Annotated in this window: 26 protein-coding genes; 13 read left to right on the forward strand and 13 right to left on the reverse strand. The window is 51.3% G+C overall.

Features of this window, described 5'->3' with window-relative positions:
• Positions 1 to 11: 11 nt before the first annotated feature.
• Both AC1RKC_RS03800 and AC1RKC_RS03805 read right to left on the reverse strand, forming a co-directional pair.
• On the reverse strand, positions 12 to 1,496 hold the full coding sequence (locus tag AC1RKC_RS03800) for a sugar ABC transporter ATP-binding protein (protein WP_020826398.1): 1,485 nt from the start codon (positions 1,494 to 1,496) through the stop codon (positions 12 to 14).
• A gap of 97 nt (positions 1,497 to 1,593) precedes the next feature.
• A complete protein-coding gene (locus tag AC1RKC_RS03805) occupies positions 1,594 to 2,523 on the reverse strand; it encodes a sugar ABC transporter substrate-binding protein (RefSeq protein ID WP_020826397.1) in 930 nt (309 codons plus the stop codon).
• Positions 2,524 to 3,058: 535 nt separating this feature from the next.
• Here AC1RKC_RS03805 and AC1RKC_RS03810 point away from each other — a divergent pair.
• From AC1RKC_RS03810 to AC1RKC_RS03825, 4 genes are all read left to right on the forward strand, one after another.
• Complete coding sequence (locus AC1RKC_RS03810) at positions 3,059 to 3,901, forward strand: class I fructose-bisphosphate aldolase (RefSeq protein ID WP_048760595.1); 843 nt, start codon at positions 3,059 to 3,061, stop codon at positions 3,899 to 3,901.
• Positions 3,902 to 4,023: 122 nt separating this feature from the next.
• Positions 4,024 to 5,625 (forward strand): sensor histidine kinase, encoded by a 1,602-nt coding sequence (locus AC1RKC_RS03815; protein ID WP_493092106.1) that lies wholly within the window; start codon positions 4,024 to 4,026, stop codon positions 5,623 to 5,625.
• A 2-nt stretch (positions 5,626 to 5,627) separates the two neighbouring features.
• A complete protein-coding gene (dcuR, locus tag AC1RKC_RS03820) occupies positions 5,628 to 6,341 on the forward strand; it encodes a two-component system response regulator DcuR (RefSeq protein WP_493092104.1) in 714 nt (237 codons plus the stop codon).
• A gap of 116 nt (positions 6,342 to 6,457) precedes the next feature.
• Positions 6,458 to 6,742, forward strand: coding sequence for a LysR substrate-binding domain-containing protein (locus AC1RKC_RS03825; RefSeq protein ID WP_493092102.1), 285 nt, complete (start codon positions 6,458 to 6,460; stop codon positions 6,740 to 6,742).
• Here the strand turns inward: AC1RKC_RS03825 and AC1RKC_RS03830 are convergent.
• The 7 genes from AC1RKC_RS03830 to fabV all read right to left on the reverse strand — a co-directional run bounded on the left by AC1RKC_RS03830 (position 6,739) and on the right by fabV (position 10,547).
• Positions 6,739 to 7,098, reverse strand: coding sequence for a hypothetical protein (locus AC1RKC_RS03830; RefSeq protein WP_116690731.1), 360 nt, complete (start codon positions 7,096 to 7,098; stop codon positions 6,739 to 6,741). The two genes, AC1RKC_RS03825 and AC1RKC_RS03830, sit on opposite strands and share 4 nt — an antisense overlap.
• A gap of 42 nt (positions 7,099 to 7,140) precedes the next feature.
• On the reverse strand, positions 7,141 to 7,449 hold the full coding sequence (locus AC1RKC_RS03835) for a hypothetical protein (RefSeq protein WP_261286345.1): 309 nt from the start codon (positions 7,447 to 7,449) through the stop codon (positions 7,141 to 7,143).
• Between the two features lie 27 nt (positions 7,450 to 7,476).
• Complete coding sequence (locus AC1RKC_RS03840; RefSeq protein WP_046373854.1) at positions 7,477 to 7,797, reverse strand: hypothetical protein; 321 nt, start codon at positions 7,795 to 7,797, stop codon at positions 7,477 to 7,479.
• 177 nt (positions 7,798 to 7,974) lie between these two features.
• Complete coding sequence (locus AC1RKC_RS03845) at positions 7,975 to 8,199, reverse strand: hypothetical protein (protein WP_174574075.1); 225 nt, start codon at positions 8,197 to 8,199, stop codon at positions 7,975 to 7,977.
• A 219-nt stretch (positions 8,200 to 8,418) separates the two neighbouring features.
• Positions 8,419 to 8,634 carry a helix-turn-helix domain-containing protein gene (locus AC1RKC_RS03850; protein WP_041415317.1) on the reverse strand — a complete coding sequence of 72 codons (216 nt, stop codon included), beginning with the start codon at positions 8,632 to 8,634 and terminating at the stop codon, positions 8,419 to 8,421.
• Positions 8,635 to 8,641: 7 nt separating this feature from the next.
• Positions 8,642 to 9,205: a DUF2975 domain-containing protein gene (locus AC1RKC_RS03855; RefSeq protein WP_046373855.1), complete on the reverse strand. Its 564-nt coding sequence runs from the start codon at positions 9,203 to 9,205 to the stop codon at positions 8,642 to 8,644.
• 142 nt (positions 9,206 to 9,347) lie between these two features.
• Positions 9,348 to 10,547, reverse strand: a complete 1,200-nt coding sequence (gene fabV / locus AC1RKC_RS03860; RefSeq protein WP_020826387.1) for an enoyl-ACP reductase FabV — start codon at positions 10,545 to 10,547, stop codon at positions 9,348 to 9,350.
• A 148-nt stretch (positions 10,548 to 10,695) separates the two neighbouring features.
• Here fabV and AC1RKC_RS03865 point away from each other — a divergent pair, with 148 nt between their 5' ends.
• Positions 10,696 to 11,607: an aminoglycoside phosphotransferase family protein gene (locus tag AC1RKC_RS03865; RefSeq protein ID WP_020826386.1), complete on the forward strand. Its 912-nt coding sequence runs from the start codon at positions 10,696 to 10,698 to the stop codon at positions 11,605 to 11,607.
• 43 nt (positions 11,608 to 11,650) lie between these two features.
• Here the strand turns inward: AC1RKC_RS03865 and AC1RKC_RS03870 are convergent, their stop codons facing one another.
• Entirely contained in the window at positions 11,651 to 12,001 is a 351-nt protein-coding gene (locus AC1RKC_RS03870; RefSeq protein WP_041415315.1) for a DUF4377 domain-containing protein, read from the reverse strand.
• A gap of 301 nt (positions 12,002 to 12,302) precedes the next feature.
• Here AC1RKC_RS03870 and AC1RKC_RS03875 point away from each other — a divergent pair, with 301 nt between their 5' ends.
• Together AC1RKC_RS03875 and AC1RKC_RS03880 are read left to right on the forward strand one after the other, a co-directional pair.
• Positions 12,303 to 12,839: a DUF4136 domain-containing protein gene (locus tag AC1RKC_RS03875; RefSeq protein ID WP_046373856.1), complete on the forward strand. Its 537-nt coding sequence runs from the start codon at positions 12,303 to 12,305 to the stop codon at positions 12,837 to 12,839.
• 430 nt (positions 12,840 to 13,269) lie between these two features.
• Complete coding sequence (locus AC1RKC_RS03880; RefSeq protein ID WP_493092099.1) at positions 13,270 to 13,860, forward strand: hypothetical protein; 591 nt, start codon at positions 13,270 to 13,272, stop codon at positions 13,858 to 13,860.
• 137 nt (positions 13,861 to 13,997) lie between these two features.
• On the opposite strand, the gene AC1RKC_RS03885 is transcribed toward AC1RKC_RS03880, so the two are convergent.
• The 3 genes from AC1RKC_RS03885 to AC1RKC_RS03895 are packed head-to-tail and all read right to left on the reverse strand — an operon-like array spanning position 13,998 to position 16,165.
• Entirely contained in the window at positions 13,998 to 14,894 is an 897-nt protein-coding gene (locus AC1RKC_RS03885; protein WP_493092098.1) for a hypothetical protein, read from the reverse strand.
• Between the two features lie 23 nt (positions 14,895 to 14,917).
• Entirely contained in the window at positions 14,918 to 15,310 is a 393-nt protein-coding gene (locus AC1RKC_RS03890) for a hypothetical protein (protein WP_145957293.1), read from the reverse strand.
• A gap of 9 nt (positions 15,311 to 15,319) precedes the next feature.
• Positions 15,320 to 16,165, reverse strand: coding sequence for a phage repressor protein CI (locus AC1RKC_RS03895; RefSeq protein WP_071889309.1), 846 nt, complete (start codon positions 16,163 to 16,165; stop codon positions 15,320 to 15,322).
• 113 nt (positions 16,166 to 16,278) lie between these two features.
• Here AC1RKC_RS03895 and AC1RKC_RS03900 point away from each other — a divergent pair, with 113 nt between their 5' ends.
• The 6 genes from AC1RKC_RS03900 (at position 16,279) to AC1RKC_RS03925 (ending at position 18,312) form a co-directional block, all read left to right on the forward strand.
• Complete coding sequence (locus tag AC1RKC_RS03900) at positions 16,279 to 16,671, forward strand: hypothetical protein (protein ID WP_493092095.1); 393 nt, start codon at positions 16,279 to 16,281, stop codon at positions 16,669 to 16,671.
• Between the two features lie 31 nt (positions 16,672 to 16,702).
• Positions 16,703 to 17,212, forward strand: a complete 510-nt coding sequence (locus tag AC1RKC_RS03905; RefSeq protein WP_493092093.1) for a phage regulatory CII family protein — start codon at positions 16,703 to 16,705, stop codon at positions 17,210 to 17,212.
• Between the two features lie 10 nt (positions 17,213 to 17,222).
• Positions 17,223 to 17,432, forward strand: coding sequence for a phage filamentation protein Fil family protein (locus AC1RKC_RS03910; RefSeq protein WP_072269748.1), 210 nt, complete (start codon positions 17,223 to 17,225; stop codon positions 17,430 to 17,432).
• Positions 17,396 to 17,749 (forward strand): DUF5347 family protein, encoded by a 354-nt coding sequence (locus tag AC1RKC_RS03915; protein WP_493092091.1) that lies wholly within the window; start codon positions 17,396 to 17,398, stop codon positions 17,747 to 17,749. The genes AC1RKC_RS03910 and AC1RKC_RS03915 overlap by 37 nt, the downstream gene beginning before the upstream one ends.
• 66 nt (positions 17,750 to 17,815) lie before the next feature.
• Positions 17,816 to 18,094 carry a DUF2732 family protein gene (locus AC1RKC_RS03920; protein ID WP_089187117.1) on the forward strand — a complete coding sequence of 93 codons (279 nt, stop codon included), beginning with the start codon at positions 17,816 to 17,818 and terminating at the stop codon, positions 18,092 to 18,094.
• Positions 18,094 to 18,312 (forward strand): TraR/DksA C4-type zinc finger protein, encoded by a 219-nt coding sequence (locus AC1RKC_RS03925; RefSeq protein WP_493092090.1) that lies wholly within the window; start codon positions 18,094 to 18,096, stop codon positions 18,310 to 18,312. The genes AC1RKC_RS03920 and AC1RKC_RS03925 overlap by 1 nt, the downstream gene beginning before the upstream one ends.
• The last annotated feature ends 1 nt before the right edge of the window (position 18,313 follow it).

Here is an 18,313-nt window from a genome sequence, read left to right on the forward strand (position 1 = left end):
TCACCTTTGCGTTATTCAGAGGCCAGCGCCAGGATTTTTTCCTGATCCGCTTCTTCTTTATCCAAAATGCCGGTAATACGGCCGCCGTGCATCACCATCACCCGGTCGCTCATGCCGAGAATTTCCGGTAATTCCGATGACACCAAAATAATGGCGACGCCGCGGTTCGCCAGCTCGCTGATCAGGCGATAGATCTCCGCCTTGGCCCCGACGTCGATGCCACGCGTTGGCTCATCGAGGATCAATATTTTGGGCTGGGCCAGCAGCCAGCGAGCAATAAGCACCTTCTGCTGATTACCGCCGCTGAGGTTATTGATGATTTGGTCCATGGTCGGGGTTTTGATGTTGAGCTTTTTGATCTGCTCCATGCAGTCTTTGGCCATTTGCACATGGCTGACAAACCCGTTCTTGCCGATGTACTCCGACAGGTTGACGATGCTCATGTTCTCAACCACCGACAGCACCAAAAACAGCCCGGATTTTTTGCGATCTTCGGTGAGAAACGCCAGGCCGAGTTCAATAGCTTTTGAGGGCGAATCGACCTTTGCCGCTTTGCCTTCGATAAAGATGCTGCCACCGTCCGCCGGGTGCATGCCGAACAGGCTTTCCATTACTTCGCTGCGGCCGGCCCCCACCAGCCCGGCGACGCCGAGGATCTCGCCGCGTTTCACGCTGAACGAGACATCGTGGAACCAGTCCGAACGCCGCAGTCCTTCGACCCGCAGCACTTCCTCGCCGATATTGTTGTTGAATTTAGGGAACATCTGGGTCAGTTCGCGCCCTACCATCATGGTGATCAGCGACTGTTTGGTCAGGTTTTCGGTTTTATCGCTGGCAATAAAGGTGCCGTCGCGGAAGATGCTCACCTCGTCGGTGATGGCAAAAATCTCGTCCATCTTGTGGCTGATGTAGATAATGCCTTTGCCCTGCTCACGCAGCTCACGAATGATGGCAAACAGATGCACCACCTCGCCTTCGGTCAGGGCCGAGGTGGGTTCGTCCATGATCAGGACGTCCGCGTTGTAGGACACCGCCTTGGCGATCTCCACCATTTGTTGGCTGGCGATACTCAGTTCACCCACCAGCGTTTCCGGCTTGAGTTTGATGTTCAGCCGCGCCAGCAGCTCGCGGGTTTTCTTGTTCAGTTGGTCATGATTTACGAAGCCCAGCTTCGCCGGCTCACGCCCCAGCCAGATATTTTCCGCCACCGTCATATAAGGCACCAGGTTGAGTTCCTGGTGAATCATGGAAATGCCCGAATGCAGCGCCTGCAACGTGTCGCTGAAGGTCACCGGTTGGCCTTTTATTTTAATGGTGCCTTCATCGGGGTGATAAATACCGATTAAACATTTCATCAGCGTGGATTTTCCCGCGCCGTTTTCGCCCATTAAAGCGTGCACGCTGCCTGGTTTGATTTTAATTGAGACCTTATCCAGCGCCTTCACGCCGGGAAACTGCTTACTGATGCCTTCAGCCTCAAGAACATAAGGATACATACTGATAACCTCCGCCGTTCGTCAATGCATCCCTGCCGTATTTACCGTCGAGTGTCGGATAAATACGGCAATGGATATAACCGCGCTGCTTTAACGCTTATTTTCTGTTCTTGTCGGCAAATTCCTGATAATTGGCCTTGGTGATCAGCTGATAAGGGATCAGGACGTTGCTTTCCACCTTCTCGCCTTTAACCAGCTGAATGGCAGTTTGCACCGCGCCTTCGCCCTGACCTTTAGCATCCTGGAATACGCTCAATGCCAGATCGCCCTTCTTGATGAATTCCAGCGCGTCCGGAGTCCCATCCACGCCGGCCACCAGCACGCCGCTCTTCTTCGCCTGTTTCAGCGCCAGGATCGCACCAATGGCCATTTCGTCATTGTTGGAGGCGATGGCATCAATCTGCTGACCGGTCAGCACCCAGTCGGTGGTAATGTCGACGGCTTCTTTACGGCCCCACTTGGCGGTTTGCTTGTCGAGAATTTTGATGCCGGGATACTTGGCCGCCACCTCTTCCACACCGCGGGTGCGGTCGCGGGTCGCTTCATTGGACAGTTCGCCCATCAGGATCATCACGTTGCCCTTGCCGTTCATCAGCTTGGCCAACTCTTCCATCTGCAGCTTACCGGCCAGTTTGGAATCTGAGCCTACGTAGGCCATGCCCGCAGGCAGCGTCACTTCCGGACGGCGGTTAACGAACACCAGCGGGATCTTGGCGCTTTCCGCCAGTTTGATCATCGGCTTCACGCCCTGGGTATCGACCGGGTTGAGGATAATGGCGTCGACGCCCTGGCTGACGAAGTTCTCAATCTGTTGGATCTGCTGAGCGATGTCCCCTTTGGCATCTTCAAATTGCCCGCTGACGTTGCCGTCCTGTTTCATTTTGCTCTGCATGGACTGGCGTAGGATGGTGAGGAAATTGTCATCGAAATAAGCCATTGAAACGCCGATTTTGATGTCTTTTGCCAATACGCTGGCCGGCAGCATGCACATCAATACCGAGGTGACGATCAGTTTCTTCAGCTTCATGTTCTGTACCCTTTAATCGTTAGAGTGAAGAGGCCTGTTGATTTGACAGCTAATGAAAAATATTTTTTACATTCAAACAACAATCCGGTCGGTGACATCCCTTTGATACGGCAGATTTACCGCTTTTCTTCCGTCTTCTGGCAGTGTGTGAAATTTTGATCAATGTCTCAAAATAGATTAAAAACAATAAATTGAAATAAAACCCTTGCCTAACTCGTTACGTCATATCGTAACTTTCAAATGTTTATTTCAAAATTGAGATTATTGAAACTTTTTAACCCAAACAAGCGAAACATGCGTTTTGGAATAACCAAGTAACAAAAACATGACACGGATCTAACAAATGACGCAAAAGCCATCAGCGTACGCGTTCCTTTAGTGCGTTCAGCGACGAGAAACGATCTGCCGTGATGAAAAAACGCGAGGGGTTCTCTCAGTAAATATGCGAGCGAGCGCGCAGTTTGTGGATCCACGGTTTCATCCCGCGGTTTACTCGACAATACTGAATGGACATGTGTTTTCAGGAGGATCTGACATGCAGCTCAGCAGTAAGGTACGGATGAACCGGCTATTCAATAACGGCAAGTGCCTCGACGTGGCGATTGATCACGGCATTGCCAATGAACCGGATTTTTTAATCGGTCTGGAAGATATTGAACGGGTCATGAATAGCCTGATCGTCGCCCGCCCCGACGCCATTCAGGTGAACTACGGCCAGGCGGATTTGCTGCAATGCTCGACGCAACGCGATAAACCGGCCCTGGTGATGCGTACCGACGTCGGCAACGCTTATAACGCCGCGCGTCATCGTGAAATGTGGGCGGTGTTGCATAATCCGGAAGCGCCGATCCTCGCCGCGCTGCAGATGGATGCCGCGGCCGTGGTGGTGAATCTGTACCTGATCCCCGATGAACCGGGCATTTTCCGCCAGTGCGTGGAAAACATCGGCCGCCTGCGCCATGCCTGCGATCGCTATGGCATGCCGCTGATGGTCGAACCGCTGGTTATGGCGCCGGCCGGTCAAGGGTCGGCTTACGGCTCATTGGGTGACGTCGAAAAAATGGTGCCGCTGGTGCGCTTGGCGCGTGAGCTGGGCGCCGACATCATCAAAGCCGACCCTACCGAACGGGTGGAAGACTTCCACCGCGTCGTTGAAGCGGCGCGTTGCCCAACGCTGGTCCGCGGCGGCGGTAAAGGTGAACTGGGCGCGGTGCTGGAGAAATCTGCGGCGCTGATGGCACAGGGCGCATCCGGCATGGTGTACGGCCGCAATGTGTACCAACACGATAATCCGTCAAAAGTGGTGCGCGCGCTGATGGCGATCATCCATCAGGGGGCCAGCGGCCAACAAGGGCTGGAAATCTATCATCAACCCTGATCCCGGCTTTTGTAATTAAAATAATCCCTCCCCCGGCGGCAGCATGTTATAACCTGCTGCCGGTCGCTGCCCCGCGCCCCATTCCCCGCTAAAATCCTGATACGCCCATTCGGAGAACCGCCATGCCCAAACAACGGATACCGCTGAAACTCAGCACCACCCTCACGCTGATGGTGTCTGCCATTATTGCTTCGGTGCTGCTGGTGGTGTACGCGCTGTTTTTTGTGCAGATGAGTCACGAGGGGCAAGATCAGCAGCGCCAAAAGGCGATGGCAATTGCCGAAACGGTGGCGCTTTCCAGTAACGTCGTTGACGGCCTGCAGCGGGAAGATCACAGTGGCGCGATCCAGCGCTTCGCCGAGCAGGTGAGACATCAAAACGAGCTGCTGTTCGTCACCGTGGTGGACATGAAAGGCATCCGCTACTCGCACCCTAAACCCTGGCTGATCGGCAAGCATTTTATCGGCGACGATTTAGAACCGGCCCTGCACGGGAAAACCAACAGCGCCATCAACCGTGGCGCGCTGGCGCCTTCACTGCGTGTCTTTGCACCGGTCTACGACAGCGAGCGCCGACAGATAGGGGTAGTGGCGCTGGGCATCGCTCTCGATACCGTCCACCGGGTGGTGGCCGAAAGCCGCTGGATTATCTATTTAACCCTCGCGTTCGCCGCGCTGGTCGGCACGCTGGGTATCTTCTTCCTGGTGAAAGCGCTTAAGCGCATCATGCTCGGTTTTGAACCCTACGAAATCTCTAACCTGTTTGAACAGCGCAACGCCATGCTGCAGTCGATTAAAGAAGGCGTCATCGCGGTCGATAACCAGTCACGTATCACCATTGTTAACGACGAGGCGAAACGCCTGCTGCGCCAAAGTGGCCCCTTCGAAAATCTGCTGCTGGAGTCCGCCAGTAAGTACTGGCCGGCCCAACTGCATCTGGCGGAGGTTTTGGCCAGCGGCAAACCGCTGCGCGACCAGCAGATCAGTTTTAACGGCAGCGAGCTTTTGACCAATACCGTGCCGGTGATCGTCAAGGGCCAGGTGATTGGCGCCATCGCCACCTTCCGCGATAAAACCGAAATCAGCCAGTTGGTGCAGCGCCTGAGCGGTATGGCCCACTACGCCGACGCATTGCGCGTACAGTCGCACGAGTTTATGAACAAACTGCACGTGATCCTCGGCATGCTGCATATGAAGGCTTACCAGCAGTTGGAAAACTACATCATCAACACCGCCAGTAACTACCAGGAAGAGATCGGCGCGCTGCTACGCAAAATACAGTCGCCAGAGGTCGCCGGCTTCTTTATCGGCAAAATCAGCCGCGCCCATGAGGCCGGCATTGAGCTGACCATCGATGAGACCAGCCTTCTGCCGGAAACCGACGACGCGGAAACCACCCACGTGCTGATCAGCGTGCTGGGCAACCTGATTGAAAACGCCATTGACGCCATCGACGGCGTTGAGGGACACGAGATCCACCTGAGCTTTCATCACAATGAGAATCACTTACACTGTATAATCAGCGACGACGGCCCCGGCATCGATCCGGCTCTCGGCGCCCGTATCTTTGAGCAGGGTGTGTCCACCAAAGGGCCGGGACGCGGTATCGGCCTGGCGTTGATCCGCAGCAGCCTGGAAAAACTGGGCGGCAGCATTGATTTTGAATCTGAACCGGGTGTACTGACCCAGTTCTTTGTCCATATTCCCTATCAGGCCAAGGGCTGACCATGATTAACGTATTGATTATTGATGACGACCCGATGGTAGCGGAGTTGAACAAATACTACCTCAGCCAGGTAAGCGGCTTTCACTGTCAGGCCACCGTCGCTACGCTGGCGCAGGCACGCGAGTTGCTGGCCGATACCGATGTCAGTATCGATCTGGTCCTGCTCGATATCTATATGCAGCAGGAGAATGGCCTGGATCTGCTGCCTGGCCTGCGCGAGCTGGGTGAAAAAACCGACGTCATTATCATTTCCTCCGCCAGCGACGTGGACACGGTGCAACGCGCCTTGCACTACGGCGTGGTGGATTATCTGATTAAACCCTTCCAGTTCGGCCGTTTCAAAGAGGCGCTGAGCAACTACCAGCAGCAGTCGCAGATCCTGGCACAGCGCGAATTCTCACAGGCCGATGTCGACAGCCTGCTGCGGCGTCAGCCCAACAGCAGCGAAGGCAAGAAACTGCCGAAAGGGTTAACCAGCATTACGCTGAGTACGGTATGCGAATGGATCGAACAGCAGCACGATGGGGAGTTTTCGACCGACAACCTGGCCAACGCTATCGGCATTTCGCGCGTATCCTGCCGTAAATACCTTATCTATCTGGCGGAAAGTGGCGTTCTGGGCACCCGCATCCTGTACGGCACCACCGGCAGACCGGTCTATCTTTACCAATTAAAGCCGGACGCGGTCGCCATGCTGAAAGAGTATTGCCGCTAGACGATGCCTCCTGGGGGCTCATCACGCATCATTGCGTCCAGGGGCCACTCTTTTAATCTCACTACCTTTGCAGAAAGGTGCGCAGCACGGCGACAAAATCCTCTTGGCGCTCCACGTTGGACAGATGCACCACCGGCAACACCAGCAACTCGGCTGCCGGGACGGTACGGGCCAACAACTCACTATGCGACAGCGCCGTGACCGGCCTGATGTGGCTCCCCAACTGGCTGTCGGCCCGTTACCTGCGCAGCGGTGAACCGGTGCCGGTACTCAGCCAAATTCGCCTGCTGCCCAGTGAAATCCACGCCGTCTGGCCTCACAGCCGTTATTTACCGGCCAAAACGCGGGCGGCGATCGACATCCTGCTGGCGCAGATGCCAAGCCAGTTGCCAGGGAACTAAGGGTGGCGTTTGTGCCCGGGAAAATCCGTCATCCCGCGCGGCAGGTTGCACAGTTTGCGGTATTCTTGTTTCCGCTTGCCACAAGGGTAGTGGTACTCGCCATACAGCGTTTTAAGCTGCTGCCGGTTGGCCTGCTCGGCGGCGGCGCGTTGCCGTTCCAATTCAAGCGCCTTCTCATTGGCCAACGCCACGCCCTCGGCACTCCATACTTTATGTTTTAACCCGCTGCGCTTTTGCTGGTACTCCTCAGAGATTTTGTTATCCAGCGGCTGTGCGGCATGGTATTGCCAGTCAACCGACGCCTGCAATGAGAAGCAAGACCACTGCGCCACGCAGGCAAGAAAAATCCGTTTCACTGATAGACTCCTGATATTAAATTCACCTGTTGACTCACAAAACTATCTTCTGGCTATGGCGCTCTTACCGACTAAAAACAGCGGCACAGGTGTTGCCCGACATACACGCGGCAACATCGCGGACTCCAGCGTTTTGCGCTCAAGGCGTATCACGGCAAGACGCGCCTGTTCCGAACGTATTTGCTCTACGTACCACAGATGTTGCAACAGCCCGTTAAACCGTAATCGGTAATCCACGCGGCTTTCCCCCGTCTCGAAACCGGCGCGCTGAGCGTGCTTGTCAACAAACGAATAGCAACAAGAAGACGCCAACAGGGCGAGTGCCGCTGCCATTAAAGAGGTCAATTTCAAAAGCAAAAACTCCATTAGTGCATGAGGCTAGCAACCGTTGATAAGCAGCGGTCGTTCTTCGCGCGGCAATGCCGATGGATGCGGTTCACTCACGGCGGCAGCCTTGCCCCTCTGTCCTTTGCAGGCTTTACGCTGAGCCAGCGTATTGTCTTCACTTTGCGTCGATATCAGAGGTCGCTGTTTCTCATTGCCCATCTCGTCCCAGAAGTCATGAGCCACCTCTTTGAGTTTCTTGCGAAACAGCACCGAAGAGACGCCTTCATGCTCCCGCTCATAACGCGCGGCGGCAGCCTGCTGGCACCAGGGCAACAATAGACATATGAAAATAACGGGGATGCCTTTTTCCACAATAAACTCCTGTAATAAAGCCCATAATGGCGCTCATTCCCATTAAATAATGAAAAGCACTTATTGCTGTTAAAATAAACAACGCGAGAAGAACAACATATTACCCGGCAAACCGTAAACCTTAATTAAATGAGTGCCATTGGGTTTATAATTCGCAGGATAAATATATTTAGTGAATTAGCGATCCCACAATGTTGACCAATCGATGGTTCCACCGATACTCGGCCCTCTCTCGTTAAGTACCGCAGAGGCTGACTCTCCCGCGCTGATGCGCTGCCGTTGCTCACGTGTCGCCGGCTTTGCCTGTTCCCAGCCAGGGCTTGAAGACGAAAAGCCGGGTTGAATATTGCTGCAACCGCTTAGCATGATTAACAATACCGGGATCCCTTGGCAAAATTTCATATATCCTCCTTTAAAATAAACGCTATCATTAGCAACGGTAAATAAAAAATGACTTTTTTTAGTTTAATAACCCCCTTCAAACGCGAGCAACGTCAAAACGACCTTATTAATTTCAAATAAGGTGACTAATGATTTAATTGACAATAAAAAGGCTTACAGTACCGACGATAATAATTAATCAATATATTGACGATATGGCGCGCAAAGCACGCCACCGCGCTAGTCTTGGTTATCCGGTTGCCAGGCCAGAAGATCGCCAGGCTGGCAGTCGAGGATCCGGCAGATTTTATCTAACGTCTCCAGCCTGACGCCCTTCACCTTGCCGTTCTTCAGCAGGGACAGATTTTGTTCGGTGATCCCCACCTGTTCCGCCAGTTCCTTCGAACGCATCTTCCTTTTGGCCAACATGACATCAAGACTTACTATTATCGCCACTCTATTCTCACACGAAAGAAAGCTGTTCTTCATTCAGCCGCAACGCTTCCAGGAACACCCGGCTAAACACCAGGATTGCGCAGCCTACGATCAGCGAGCGTACCGATTCGCTGTTGATACCATAATAAATTATTAGCAGCATTTTTTCATTGGCCGTCAGTATCATCACCTGCAACATCCCGGCCAGCGAGGGGAAAAGCACATCAACAATCAGCAGGATACCGATGATCTGTAACAGCAGCATATTGTTGCGGTGCCAAACGTTGCCGCGATAGAACTGGTAAAACAGCCCGGCGCCGCACAGTAATGCGCTGTAATAAGGCACGTAGGCGAACATGTCCAACAACAGGGTGGCCACTAAAGCCCAGCGTTGCTGCGGAACGGCATAGGCGTTCAGTTCTGGGTAATAGTCACGGTAGGACGCCACGATACTGTCGAACGCCTCGCCCTGCACCCAACCCTGGACAATCATAAACATCTCCACGCCGGTGCTGACAATCAGCATCGTCATGATCAACAAACACAAGCAACGTACATAAAGCGGAAGGTGGATCCGTGGCGCAGCGCCCATAACGACTTCATCCTTAAAAACAGCAATAAGTTATCGTAAAACGATAATTTATTGCTGTCAACGATCAACTGGACTGATGAGCGGCTGGGTGACAGGCGTAAAAAAGGCCGGAAACCCGGCCTTTTCTCAATGCTCGATGGATTTAGACCAGCTCAATCACATCAAACTTAACTTCACCGCTGAGGTCGGCTTCGTAATCAACGCCTTGCAGACCAAAACCGAACAGACGCAGGAACTCGGCCTTGTAGCCCAGGTAATCGGTCAGTTCGTTGATGTTGCTGTCGTCGATTTGTGCCCAGATTTCACGGCAGGTGTTCTGCACGTCGTCGCGCAGTTCCCAGTCGTCCAGACGCAGACGGTGCTTCTCATCGGTATCCGGTGCGGTGCCGCTGTACAGCTTGGTGGCGAACAGACGTTGGATCTGCTCGATACAGCCTTCGTGGATCCCCTGCGCTTTCATGATTTTGAAAACGATAGAGATATACAGTGGCATGACCGGGATAGCGGAGGAAGCCTGAGTCACTACCGACTTCAGTACGGCAACGTAAGCCGCGCCGCCTTTGGCCTTCAGTTTCTGATCGATGGCCTGCGCCGCACGATCCAGGTCTTCTTTGGCTTTGCCCAGCGTACCGTGCCAGTAGATTGGCCAGGTCAGATCGGTACCGATGTAGGAGTAAGCGACTGCCTGCACGTTGTCCGCCAGCACGCCGGCTTCTTCCAGTGCGTCCATCCACAGCTGCCAGTCCTGGCCGCCCATCACTTTGACGGTATCGGCAATTTCCTGCTCGTTGGCCGGTTCAACCACGGCTTCAACCAGCACGTCTTTATTGGTGTCGAGCGCCACGGATTTGTACGGTTCGCCGATAGGTTTCAGCGCAGAGCGCACCACTTCACCGGTTTCCGGCATTTTACGCACCGGCGAAGCCAGTGAGTAAACCACCATGTCGATCTGGCCCAGATCCTGTTTGATCAGGTCAATGACCGTTTGGCGGCATTCGTTGGAGAACGCATCGCCGTTAACGCTTTTCGCGTACAGGCCTTCTTCTTTAGCTGCCTTGTCAAAACCGGCAGAGTTATACCAACCGGCAGAACCGGTTTTGCCTTCGCTGCCCGGCTTTTCAAAAAATACGCCGATAGTGGCCGCACCGCTGCCGAAGGCGGCATTGATACGTGACGCCAGGCCGTAACCGGTGGAAGCACCGATCACCAGCACTTTTTTCGGCCCGTTTTTCAGTTCGCCACGTGATTTAACGTAGGCGATTTGCTCACGGACATTGGCTTCACAACCTGCCGGGTGAGCGGTAGTGCAGATAAAACCACGAATTTTAGGTTTGATAATCATAGTAATTTTTTCTTGGTAGCTAAAAACCGAAGGACAATATACCTGATTTTATCAATATACTTAAGCTGGGTGCATGGCAGATTTGCAACAAGCCCAGTGAGCAGACCAGTCTCACTCGTTAAATCTCAGCCTTGAAGGAAGTGCGCACGTGAGTTTTATCGCCAAATTACACGCCGACGAAGTGGATATTGATCTCAACCTGGTGACTTCCATGCTCACCGACCAGTTTCCACAGTGGGCGGCGCTGGCGATAGCGCCGGTCGCTATTGCCGGTACCGATAACGTGATGCTGCGGCTGGGCGACGAGCTCTATATTCGTCTGCCGCGCACGCCGTCTGCAGCGGCGGCGCTTGAGCGGGAAAACCGTTACCCGGCGTTGCTAGCCCGTTATCTGCCGGTCCCGGTTCCCATTCCGCTGGCGCAAGGTCAGCCGCAAGCAGACTACCCTTTCAACTGGTGCGTAGGCCGTTGGATCCAGGGGCAAATGCCGGTTTGCGGCGAAGGCAGCCATGGGCTGGCGCAACAGCTGGGGGAATTTGTCCACGCACTGCATACCATCCCTGTTACCGAGCCTGAGCTGCAAAAGAGCCTGACCTCCTATCGTGGCGGCCCGCTTGGCGCCAGAGACGCCCTCACCCGCAACGCGATAGCGCAATGTGGTGACTATCTCGATACGGACATTCTGCTGCACGTATGGGAAACCGTTAGCCAGATACAGGAGCACAGCGCTACCCCATGCTGGATCCACACCGATATCCAGCCGGGCAACCTGCTGGTCAACGAAGGTAAGTTAGCGGCGGTGATCGACTGGGGCGGTATGGCGATTGGCGATCCGGCGGTGGATTTGATTGTCGCGTGGAATTTATTGAGTCAGGACAACCGCGAGGATTTTAAACGCGCCGTGGATACTGATAAAGCCACCTGGCTGCGTGGCCGGGCCTGGGCATTGTCGATTGGCGTGATTGCGTATGCGTATTACGTTGAAAAAGAGCCTGCGCTTGCGCGGACTTCACGCTATCAGATTGAGCAGGTAGCGGCGGACGTTGGGTTATCGCTTTGAGGTTATCAGGTCAGGACATTCGGCCCTGACCTGCATACGGCTATCAGACCTTGTTCTTTTCCAACTGCTCAACCAGCGTATAGCGCAGTGAAGAAGCGTCAGCCGGGACGTTTTCCAGTTCGGTCACTTTAACCTTCAGGCGGTAGCGGTAGCCGGGCTCGAAGGTAAAACCTTCGATCTGGCTGTAAAACATTTCCCACTGCCCCTGTACAGAGTGGCGAACCTGCATGCATTTCATTGGGGCAACGCCCATGCAATCTACCAGCGCGCTGTTAACCAGCAACACTTCCGTATGATCTCCGTCTTTATTCACGGGTTGGCTCACTTTCGCTCCCTCCTGGCTGCAGCCGGCGAGGCCGACTAAGGCGATAAATAACAACGCTTTGATTTTCAACGTAATGCACCATTGAGACTTTAGGTGAGCCGATAGTAACAAAGCCACTGCCACCGCGGCCAGCAGCATGTTCTTAATTTTCAGTGAACGAGCCGAAACTCCGGCGAGTCACTACAGGTTTGGGTCTCCGCGACCTGAATCGCCTGATGCCCCCTACGGAACACACACCCTGCTCTTTCTGGCGAGATCGTTACGGTTTTTCGTTCCCTCGGTCCACCTAACCCGTTCCTGCCAACCAGATTTGCCAAGCTCACCTTCTGGGGCTAAGTTTATGAAACTAATAATCCTACAGGGGTTTTCTATGCGTTCGCTTTCTTGCCTTTTGCTCGCAAGTTCCTTGGCTTTATTGTCGGGCTGCGCTAACCAGCCGCAGGTGACCAGCGACTATGACCACAGCACCAATTTTAGCCAATACCATACCTACGGCTTTGCTACAGAGGCCGAGGGGCAGTACTTAACGCTGACGGGTAAATATATTCATAGCGCCATAGCGCAACAGATGGAGCAGCGCGGCTATAAGCTGAGCGCATCCCCAGACCTGTTGGTTTACAGCAGCGCAATGAAACAAAACAAAGTGCAGGTGAATGACTCCCCCGCGCCGATTGGCCGCTGGGGCTATGCCGGCTGGGGCGGATACAATCAAACACTGTGGACCTACACCGAAGGCACCCTGACGGTGGATCTGGTGGACAGCAAGAAGAAACAGCTGGTCTGGCGCGGAACCGCCAGCGACACGCTCAACTCAGACGCGCAACCTGCCAGCCAGGCGCAGCTTCAACAAGCGGTAGCCGCGCTGTTTGCCGCTTATCCCTTCCGGGCGGGAGCTGCAAACCGCTGATGGTTTTGAGCCATTAACAGGAAAGTTTAGCCACCCGCGCAAGCCCTATTTCAGCCAATAGGGCTTGATGTATCTGTTGCACTGTTAAGCTGACAGATCACCACGTTACCCCCCAACACCTCACGTCCCCCTCGTAGCAATCATGCAAAAAAACGATCTTCCCTCTGCAGCGCGTTTTGTTACCGGAATTTGAGTCTGGGGAAAGCAGGGGTTGCAGCTTATTTTTCTAATTGCAGAAAATTAACTGATAAATCAAACACAAAAAAAGACCGAATACGAATAGTTAAAGATAAAATTACTTATATTCAATGCGTTACAGAAGAACAGCGTAGAACTTGGCGATAAAATGGCTGCACAGTACAGGTGGTATGGTTGATCTGTAGTGTTAACTCAATTAACATACTATTTTTATTCGATTAGATTACATTTCATGCTAAACGGAACAATAAGCTACGGACAGGCCGTCGCTGCTGCTTTTGCGCTTGTAACTATTACAGCCTCGGCAACTTGGTACATACGTTCAGATTATCTTGATGATTTGAAACATCAAATCGAGACCTATGAAAAATCTGAAAAATGGAAACTATCAGAGACACTCAATAAAATTAATACTGCATCTGAAAAGATGAGTCTCACTATTGATCAAAGAAATAGATTAAATAGCAACGAAATCACTTTAACAGAACTGACAGCTAAAAACATTGAAATATCAAAAGAATTAGTGATAACAAAAAATAAAATCTCAGAGCTTGAGTCCACAATAAAAAAAATAAACTCTACTCCGGAAACCATTGAGCTAAGCACAGGGGGAAGTCATCCTATTTTTCGGAATGCTCTTTTCATAGGATTAACGAGAGTAAATACAAAAACTCAAGCTGAATTCAATTTAGATAACAAACACATATCTTTAGATTTAGGTGTAACACATCCATATACATTTATGGGAAAAACATGTGTGGTAACCCTGACAGATATTAATTATCTAAATGACATAGTAAAGATCAGTAATGCCTGCAATTAAATTATCATCCCCAACTTAGTAATAGATGCTTATCTCCAATTAATTTTATTCTAATAGCTTAATTTTGTAGAATAACAAACATTAAGCTATTTATTTTAAGTAATATAGTCACTTCATTAAATGATGCTAACTGAGTTCTATTTTTTTAATTTACTCATTGCTGTATAGTGCTTAATCATTAGCTCCTTATGTACATCACGATAGTCATAAATTGTGATCCTTCGAGTGTCACTTAGTGCCTGAGACAGAGCATTACCTAAAACATTTGCCAATGCACCAGGTATTTTTCCACATACATCATCAATCACCTTTACGGTGATTGGAATTATTGACATAGATAGTTTTTTTATGTCGATGAAATTTTCAAAGTAATTTCTTAGCAAGAATGCCTTATCTTCAATGTTTGCGATAATTTTTAAATCATCGGAGTCTGATAACTCTAACTCCTCGTGAGCTATAGAATAACTCCCAAACAAATCACTATTCATAACCTCATTGAATTTTTTAATATCACTACTAAGTATTTCTTTTTGTGGCACAGGAAGTTTCAAATTAATAACGCTTATTTTATCCAATAAAACACCAATTGAACTTATAAGCTGAGGTCTAAACAGTCCAATGTAGTCCTCTATCTTTGGGAAAGGCAATACAGAGACCATGGATGATTTAGTTCTTAAAGCAAATATCAACTCACTTAAAAACCATGTTAGGTTCCAAATTTCATTTTTCACATCATCATTTTCATCAACAATAACATTGTCTTTAATTGTGTTTTCAACTTCTTTGAAAATCTTGAAATACTCTTCAAAAGAGTACGCCAAATACCTCCCTTTCATAAATTCAGAGTTAACTATTGTAGAGTGCTCACCACCAACCAACCGAATTTTTTTTACGCCAGCCTGTACCATGGCCGTAAAAATCAACTTATCGTTATAATTATTGTCCTTTACTCCAAATGCCTCTTTAATACCACTTTCCATACCAGCCAAACCAGCCAAGTGAGTTATACTTATATTAACTATTCTATTACTCAATTATGCCCCCTATTGATTATAGCCTATGGGTACTGGCTCATGTGTTCGGTCAAAAATTTATCATTTTCACCATCATTCAGATCGCCATATTTGTCACAATCATTTCCATTCATTTTGAATGTATAGCTTTGCACCTCCCACTGGTTCATAACATCCACCTTCTGAATCGCATCAGATGGCCACTTCTCTCCATCATTCCAACGCGTAGCGCATACACTCCACATAGTGCTACGGGCAAGTGGTTCCGTTACCTTATCAAAATTAAAAATGACTTTTAGATTAGGGTATTCATAGCGGTATTCCTTAATGTTAAGGCCGCGCATTGCCTTGTCTATGGACGCAGGAACTTTCCCCTCGCTGGCCAAGGTGGGCAATGTGGTTAACAGTAAAGAAACTACGGTTAATGCTCTTATCACGTTAAGGCCTCAGCTGTTAATTATGGTTTTTCTAATCTCACCGACACATTCCACATCATCAACTGAACACTCGAAGTTTGTGGTTAAAGTTGAGACTTTGATTTTGTTTCCGGGAATACGTGTCACTGAATAAATGTCATGTACTCCATCAATATTCAAAAGCCAAGACCCATTACCGATAAGCTTTTTATCAAAGTCTATCAGCCATGAGTCATTGCCCCGCTCTACCAATCGGATAGATTTAGCGCCCGCAGGTATGAATGATGGATCACATATCCAAGAGCCGGCATCTATCAGCGCACCGGAAGAAATAGACATTCGCGGAATGGTTGTAAAAGTCGGTTCGTGAGAGGCCGCATCTGGATTACCTGGAGAGCCTTGCCCGGTAGCCAGCCACAAAAGCGAAACACCAGTATCTAACGTACACGCAACAACCGCATCGCCTGGGAAATACTCACGCCTAACCCATGTGCTGATCGTTGCCGTTGATATGTCTAGTAAATCTCCAAGTTCCTTCTGCGTGCGGAACCCATATGCATCCAGCATGCGCCGCAAAACAGGCTTGCCACCTGAGGCTTGTATTTGCTCATAAAGGGCTCGCCCAGACATTTTTGATTTGCCAACTTCAAAATTCGAATTTTCAAATTTTCCAGTCATCAACCAACGCAAATCAGCACCAGTATCGAGCGCACACTTAATAACAGCGCTTCCGGGAACGCTGTTGCGTTGAACCCACGAACTCACGTTATTTGGCGGCACATCAAGGCTGCTGGCCAGCGCTCGTTGTGATGTGACCCCATAGGACGAAGTAAGGCGCTCAATAATAGCGGCTGAATCTTCAAATTTATCAGTCATATGCAAAATAACCTACGCAAATGCATTTACATTGAATACAATTGCGATCTATAGTGAATACACACCACATGTAACACCGTAGAACACAAACCACTAACCGGAGATATTGCTTTATGTCTCATGATATTGCAAACCCCCAAGCCGCACCCGCCGCGCCTTTTTCGCCTACGCAGATTGCAAACATGCTTCTGCCTGGTCTGAGCGGCGCCATTCTGGAAGCAGTGCAGCGCGCAGTTGCTATGCACACCTCCCCGACCATCTCCAAAGAGGACTTCATTGCCGTTAACGGTATCAGCGCATCCGTGCTGGAGAAATGGATCGCCAACGGCGTTGTGCTACTGGCGCCAACCCCTACCACCACCGTGAAGCAGAACCGAAAGAACCGGAAGACCGGCGAGATCGAAGAGGTCACGATGATCAAGCACGGTAACGCCCTGATCAACCTAGAAGCGTGGCGCGAGAAAAACCGCCAGGTTGCGATCAAATGCCGCTACATCCGCGGTTAATTCGATTATTCGAATTTTTAAGGGCTAAACCATGTTTGATTATCAAGTCTCTAAACAGGCGCACTACGAAGAAGCCTGCCGCCGATTCGCGACAAAGCACAACATCAAGCAGCTGAGCGCTGATGCTGGCATGTCCGCTCAAGTGCTGCGCAACAAGTTGAATCCAGACCAGCCGCACCGCATGACGGTTGAGGAATTGCTGACGCTGACCGACCTCACCGAAGACCCGACGCTGATCGATGGGATGCTGGCGCAGCTGCACTGCCAGCCGTGCGTACCGATTAATGAGCTATCCAGCGGCAAAGTCGCGGCGTATGTGCTGAATGCCACCTCAGAAATCGGCAAGGTCGCTGCCGAAGCAGTTGCAGATGGCGCCATGACCGCCGCGCGCCGCGGTGCGATACGCGAAAGCGTTAATGCTGGCATTCGTTACATGACGCTGGCTGGCCTCGCGATTCAGTCCCGCATCCATGCCAACCCGACAATGGCCTCCACCGTTGATGCCATCACCGCCGTTGGCGCCTCACTGGGCATGAGCTGAGGTGAACATGATGCCAATTTCAATTGCTCCCCTGCTCAAGCAGCAAAGCCAATCTCGCCACTTTGGCCACGGTTGGATCCAACTGCAGAATGGCCGGCGTTGGTGCCCGGCGCAAGACCAGAAAGAACTGCTGGCTCAACTGACCACCGCCCCGCGGGAGTCAATCGGCAGTAAGGCGGCAAAATGGCTTTTACTGAAACTACGCGTACTGTGCCGCTGACACCGGGCCAGCGGGCCGACGGTTTACAGCACATCGCCGAATTGCGCCGGGATGTTTTCAAGTGCGACAGCACCGCTGAAATAAACCGCTTTTTGGCAGACGTGCGCGACGAAAGCGATCCACGAAACAAAGGCAACATCCGGGCTCTAAGCGCCATTTTCTTTTTGGCTGGCATCAAGAAAGAGCGCCACGGGCTGAGTTTCAATGAACTGACGAGTGAGGAGAAAAAAGCATTGGTCGATGCAATGAATAAATTCCGCGCAGTCGTGAGTTTATTCCCGAAGCATTTAAGCATGCCGATAGAAATAACTTTTTAACCTGACCAGAAATTAATTGGCGTAAACCCGCCGGGCTTTTTATTACCTGAAGAAAGGAAAACCACCATGAGAAATATGCAAAAACTGCCAATCACCATTGGTATCGATCCAGCCGCTGGCGACGATGTTTCCGTTTCCGTTGTGCACCAAACCGCCTACCAGTTGGAAGAAATGCTGAAGCGCGCCCGCATGGATGAACGTAAGAACCAGGCCGCGGTGATGTCCACCAAGCTGGAAAATCTGGCCAACTCCATCATCGCCAAGGATTTGAGCCTACGCGATGCCGTGGAGCTGCTGCGCCACGAAGCAGAATTCATCCAAAACCAGGCGATGGAGCTGCACTAATGGCCGACGCAATGGACATCGAGCAGGAACGCCAGCAGTTGATCCTGGCCGCTCAAATCGAACAGGCGCGCCGGAAGCCGGCCGCCCCTTCTGCCTTTCTCTGTGAAGAGTGCGACGCGCAGATCCCAGAGGCGCGCCGCCTTGCCGTTCCAGGCGCAGCACGCTGCGCCTGTTGCCAGGAACTTCACGAAGCAAAATCACGCCACTATCGGGGGTAGC

This window comes from Serratia sp. GW822-FHT06E05, from assembly GCF_058799445.1.

What these genes read in the sequence shown, in the direction of transcription:
- AC1RKC_RS03895 (WP_071889309.1), bottom strand. Translation starts at nt 16,165, where the DNA reads ATGACTGATAAATTTGAAGATTCAGCCGCTATTATTGAGCGCCTTACT.
- AC1RKC_RS03925 (WP_493092090.1), top strand. Translation starts at nt 18,094, where the DNA reads ATGGCCGACGCAATGGACATCGAGCAGGAACGCCAGCAGTTGATCCTG.
- AC1RKC_RS03900 (WP_493092095.1), top strand. Translation starts at nt 16,279, where the DNA reads ATGTCTCATGATATTGCAAACCCCCAAGCCGCACCCGCCGCGCCTTTT.
- AC1RKC_RS03875 (WP_046373856.1), top strand. Translation starts at nt 12,303, where the DNA reads ATGCGTTCGCTTTCTTGCCTTTTGCTCGCAAGTTCCTTGGCTTTATTG.
- AC1RKC_RS03805 (WP_020826397.1), bottom strand. Translation starts at nt 2,523, where the DNA reads ATGAAGCTGAAGAAACTGATCGTCACCTCGGTATTGATGTGCATGCTG.
- AC1RKC_RS03815 (WP_493092106.1), top strand. Translation starts at nt 4,024, where the DNA reads ATGCCCAAACAACGGATACCGCTGAAACTCAGCACCACCCTCACGCTG.
- AC1RKC_RS03905 (WP_493092093.1), top strand. Translation starts at nt 16,703, where the DNA reads ATGTTTGATTATCAAGTCTCTAAACAGGCGCACTACGAAGAAGCCTGC.
- AC1RKC_RS03915 (WP_493092091.1), top strand. Translation starts at nt 17,396, where the DNA reads ATGGCTTTTACTGAAACTACGCGTACTGTGCCGCTGACACCGGGCCAG.
- AC1RKC_RS03810 (WP_048760595.1), top strand. Translation starts at nt 3,059, where the DNA reads ATGCAGCTCAGCAGTAAGGTACGGATGAACCGGCTATTCAATAACGGC.
- AC1RKC_RS03880 (WP_493092099.1), top strand. Translation starts at nt 13,270, where the DNA reads ATGCTAAACGGAACAATAAGCTACGGACAGGCCGTCGCTGCTGCTTTT.
- AC1RKC_RS03845 (WP_174574075.1), bottom strand. Translation starts at nt 8,199, where the DNA reads ATGAAATTTTGCCAAGGGATCCCGGTATTGTTAATCATGCTAAGCGGT.
- AC1RKC_RS03800 (WP_020826398.1), bottom strand. Translation starts at nt 1,496, where the DNA reads ATGTATCCTTATGTTCTTGAGGCTGAAGGCATCAGTAAGCAGTTTCCC.
- fabV (WP_020826387.1), bottom strand. Translation starts at nt 10,547, where the DNA reads ATGATTATCAAACCTAAAATTCGTGGTTTTATCTGCACTACCGCTCAC.
- AC1RKC_RS03920 (WP_089187117.1), top strand. Translation starts at nt 17,816, where the DNA reads ATGAGAAATATGCAAAAACTGCCAATCACCATTGGTATCGATCCAGCC.
- dcuR (WP_493092104.1), top strand. Translation starts at nt 5,628, where the DNA reads ATGATTAACGTATTGATTATTGATGACGACCCGATGGTAGCGGAGTTG.
- AC1RKC_RS03910 (WP_072269748.1), top strand. Translation starts at nt 17,223, where the DNA reads ATGCCAATTTCAATTGCTCCCCTGCTCAAGCAGCAAAGCCAATCTCGC.
- AC1RKC_RS03855 (WP_046373855.1), bottom strand. Translation starts at nt 9,205, where the DNA reads ATGGGCGCTGCGCCACGGATCCACCTTCCGCTTTATGTACGTTGCTTG.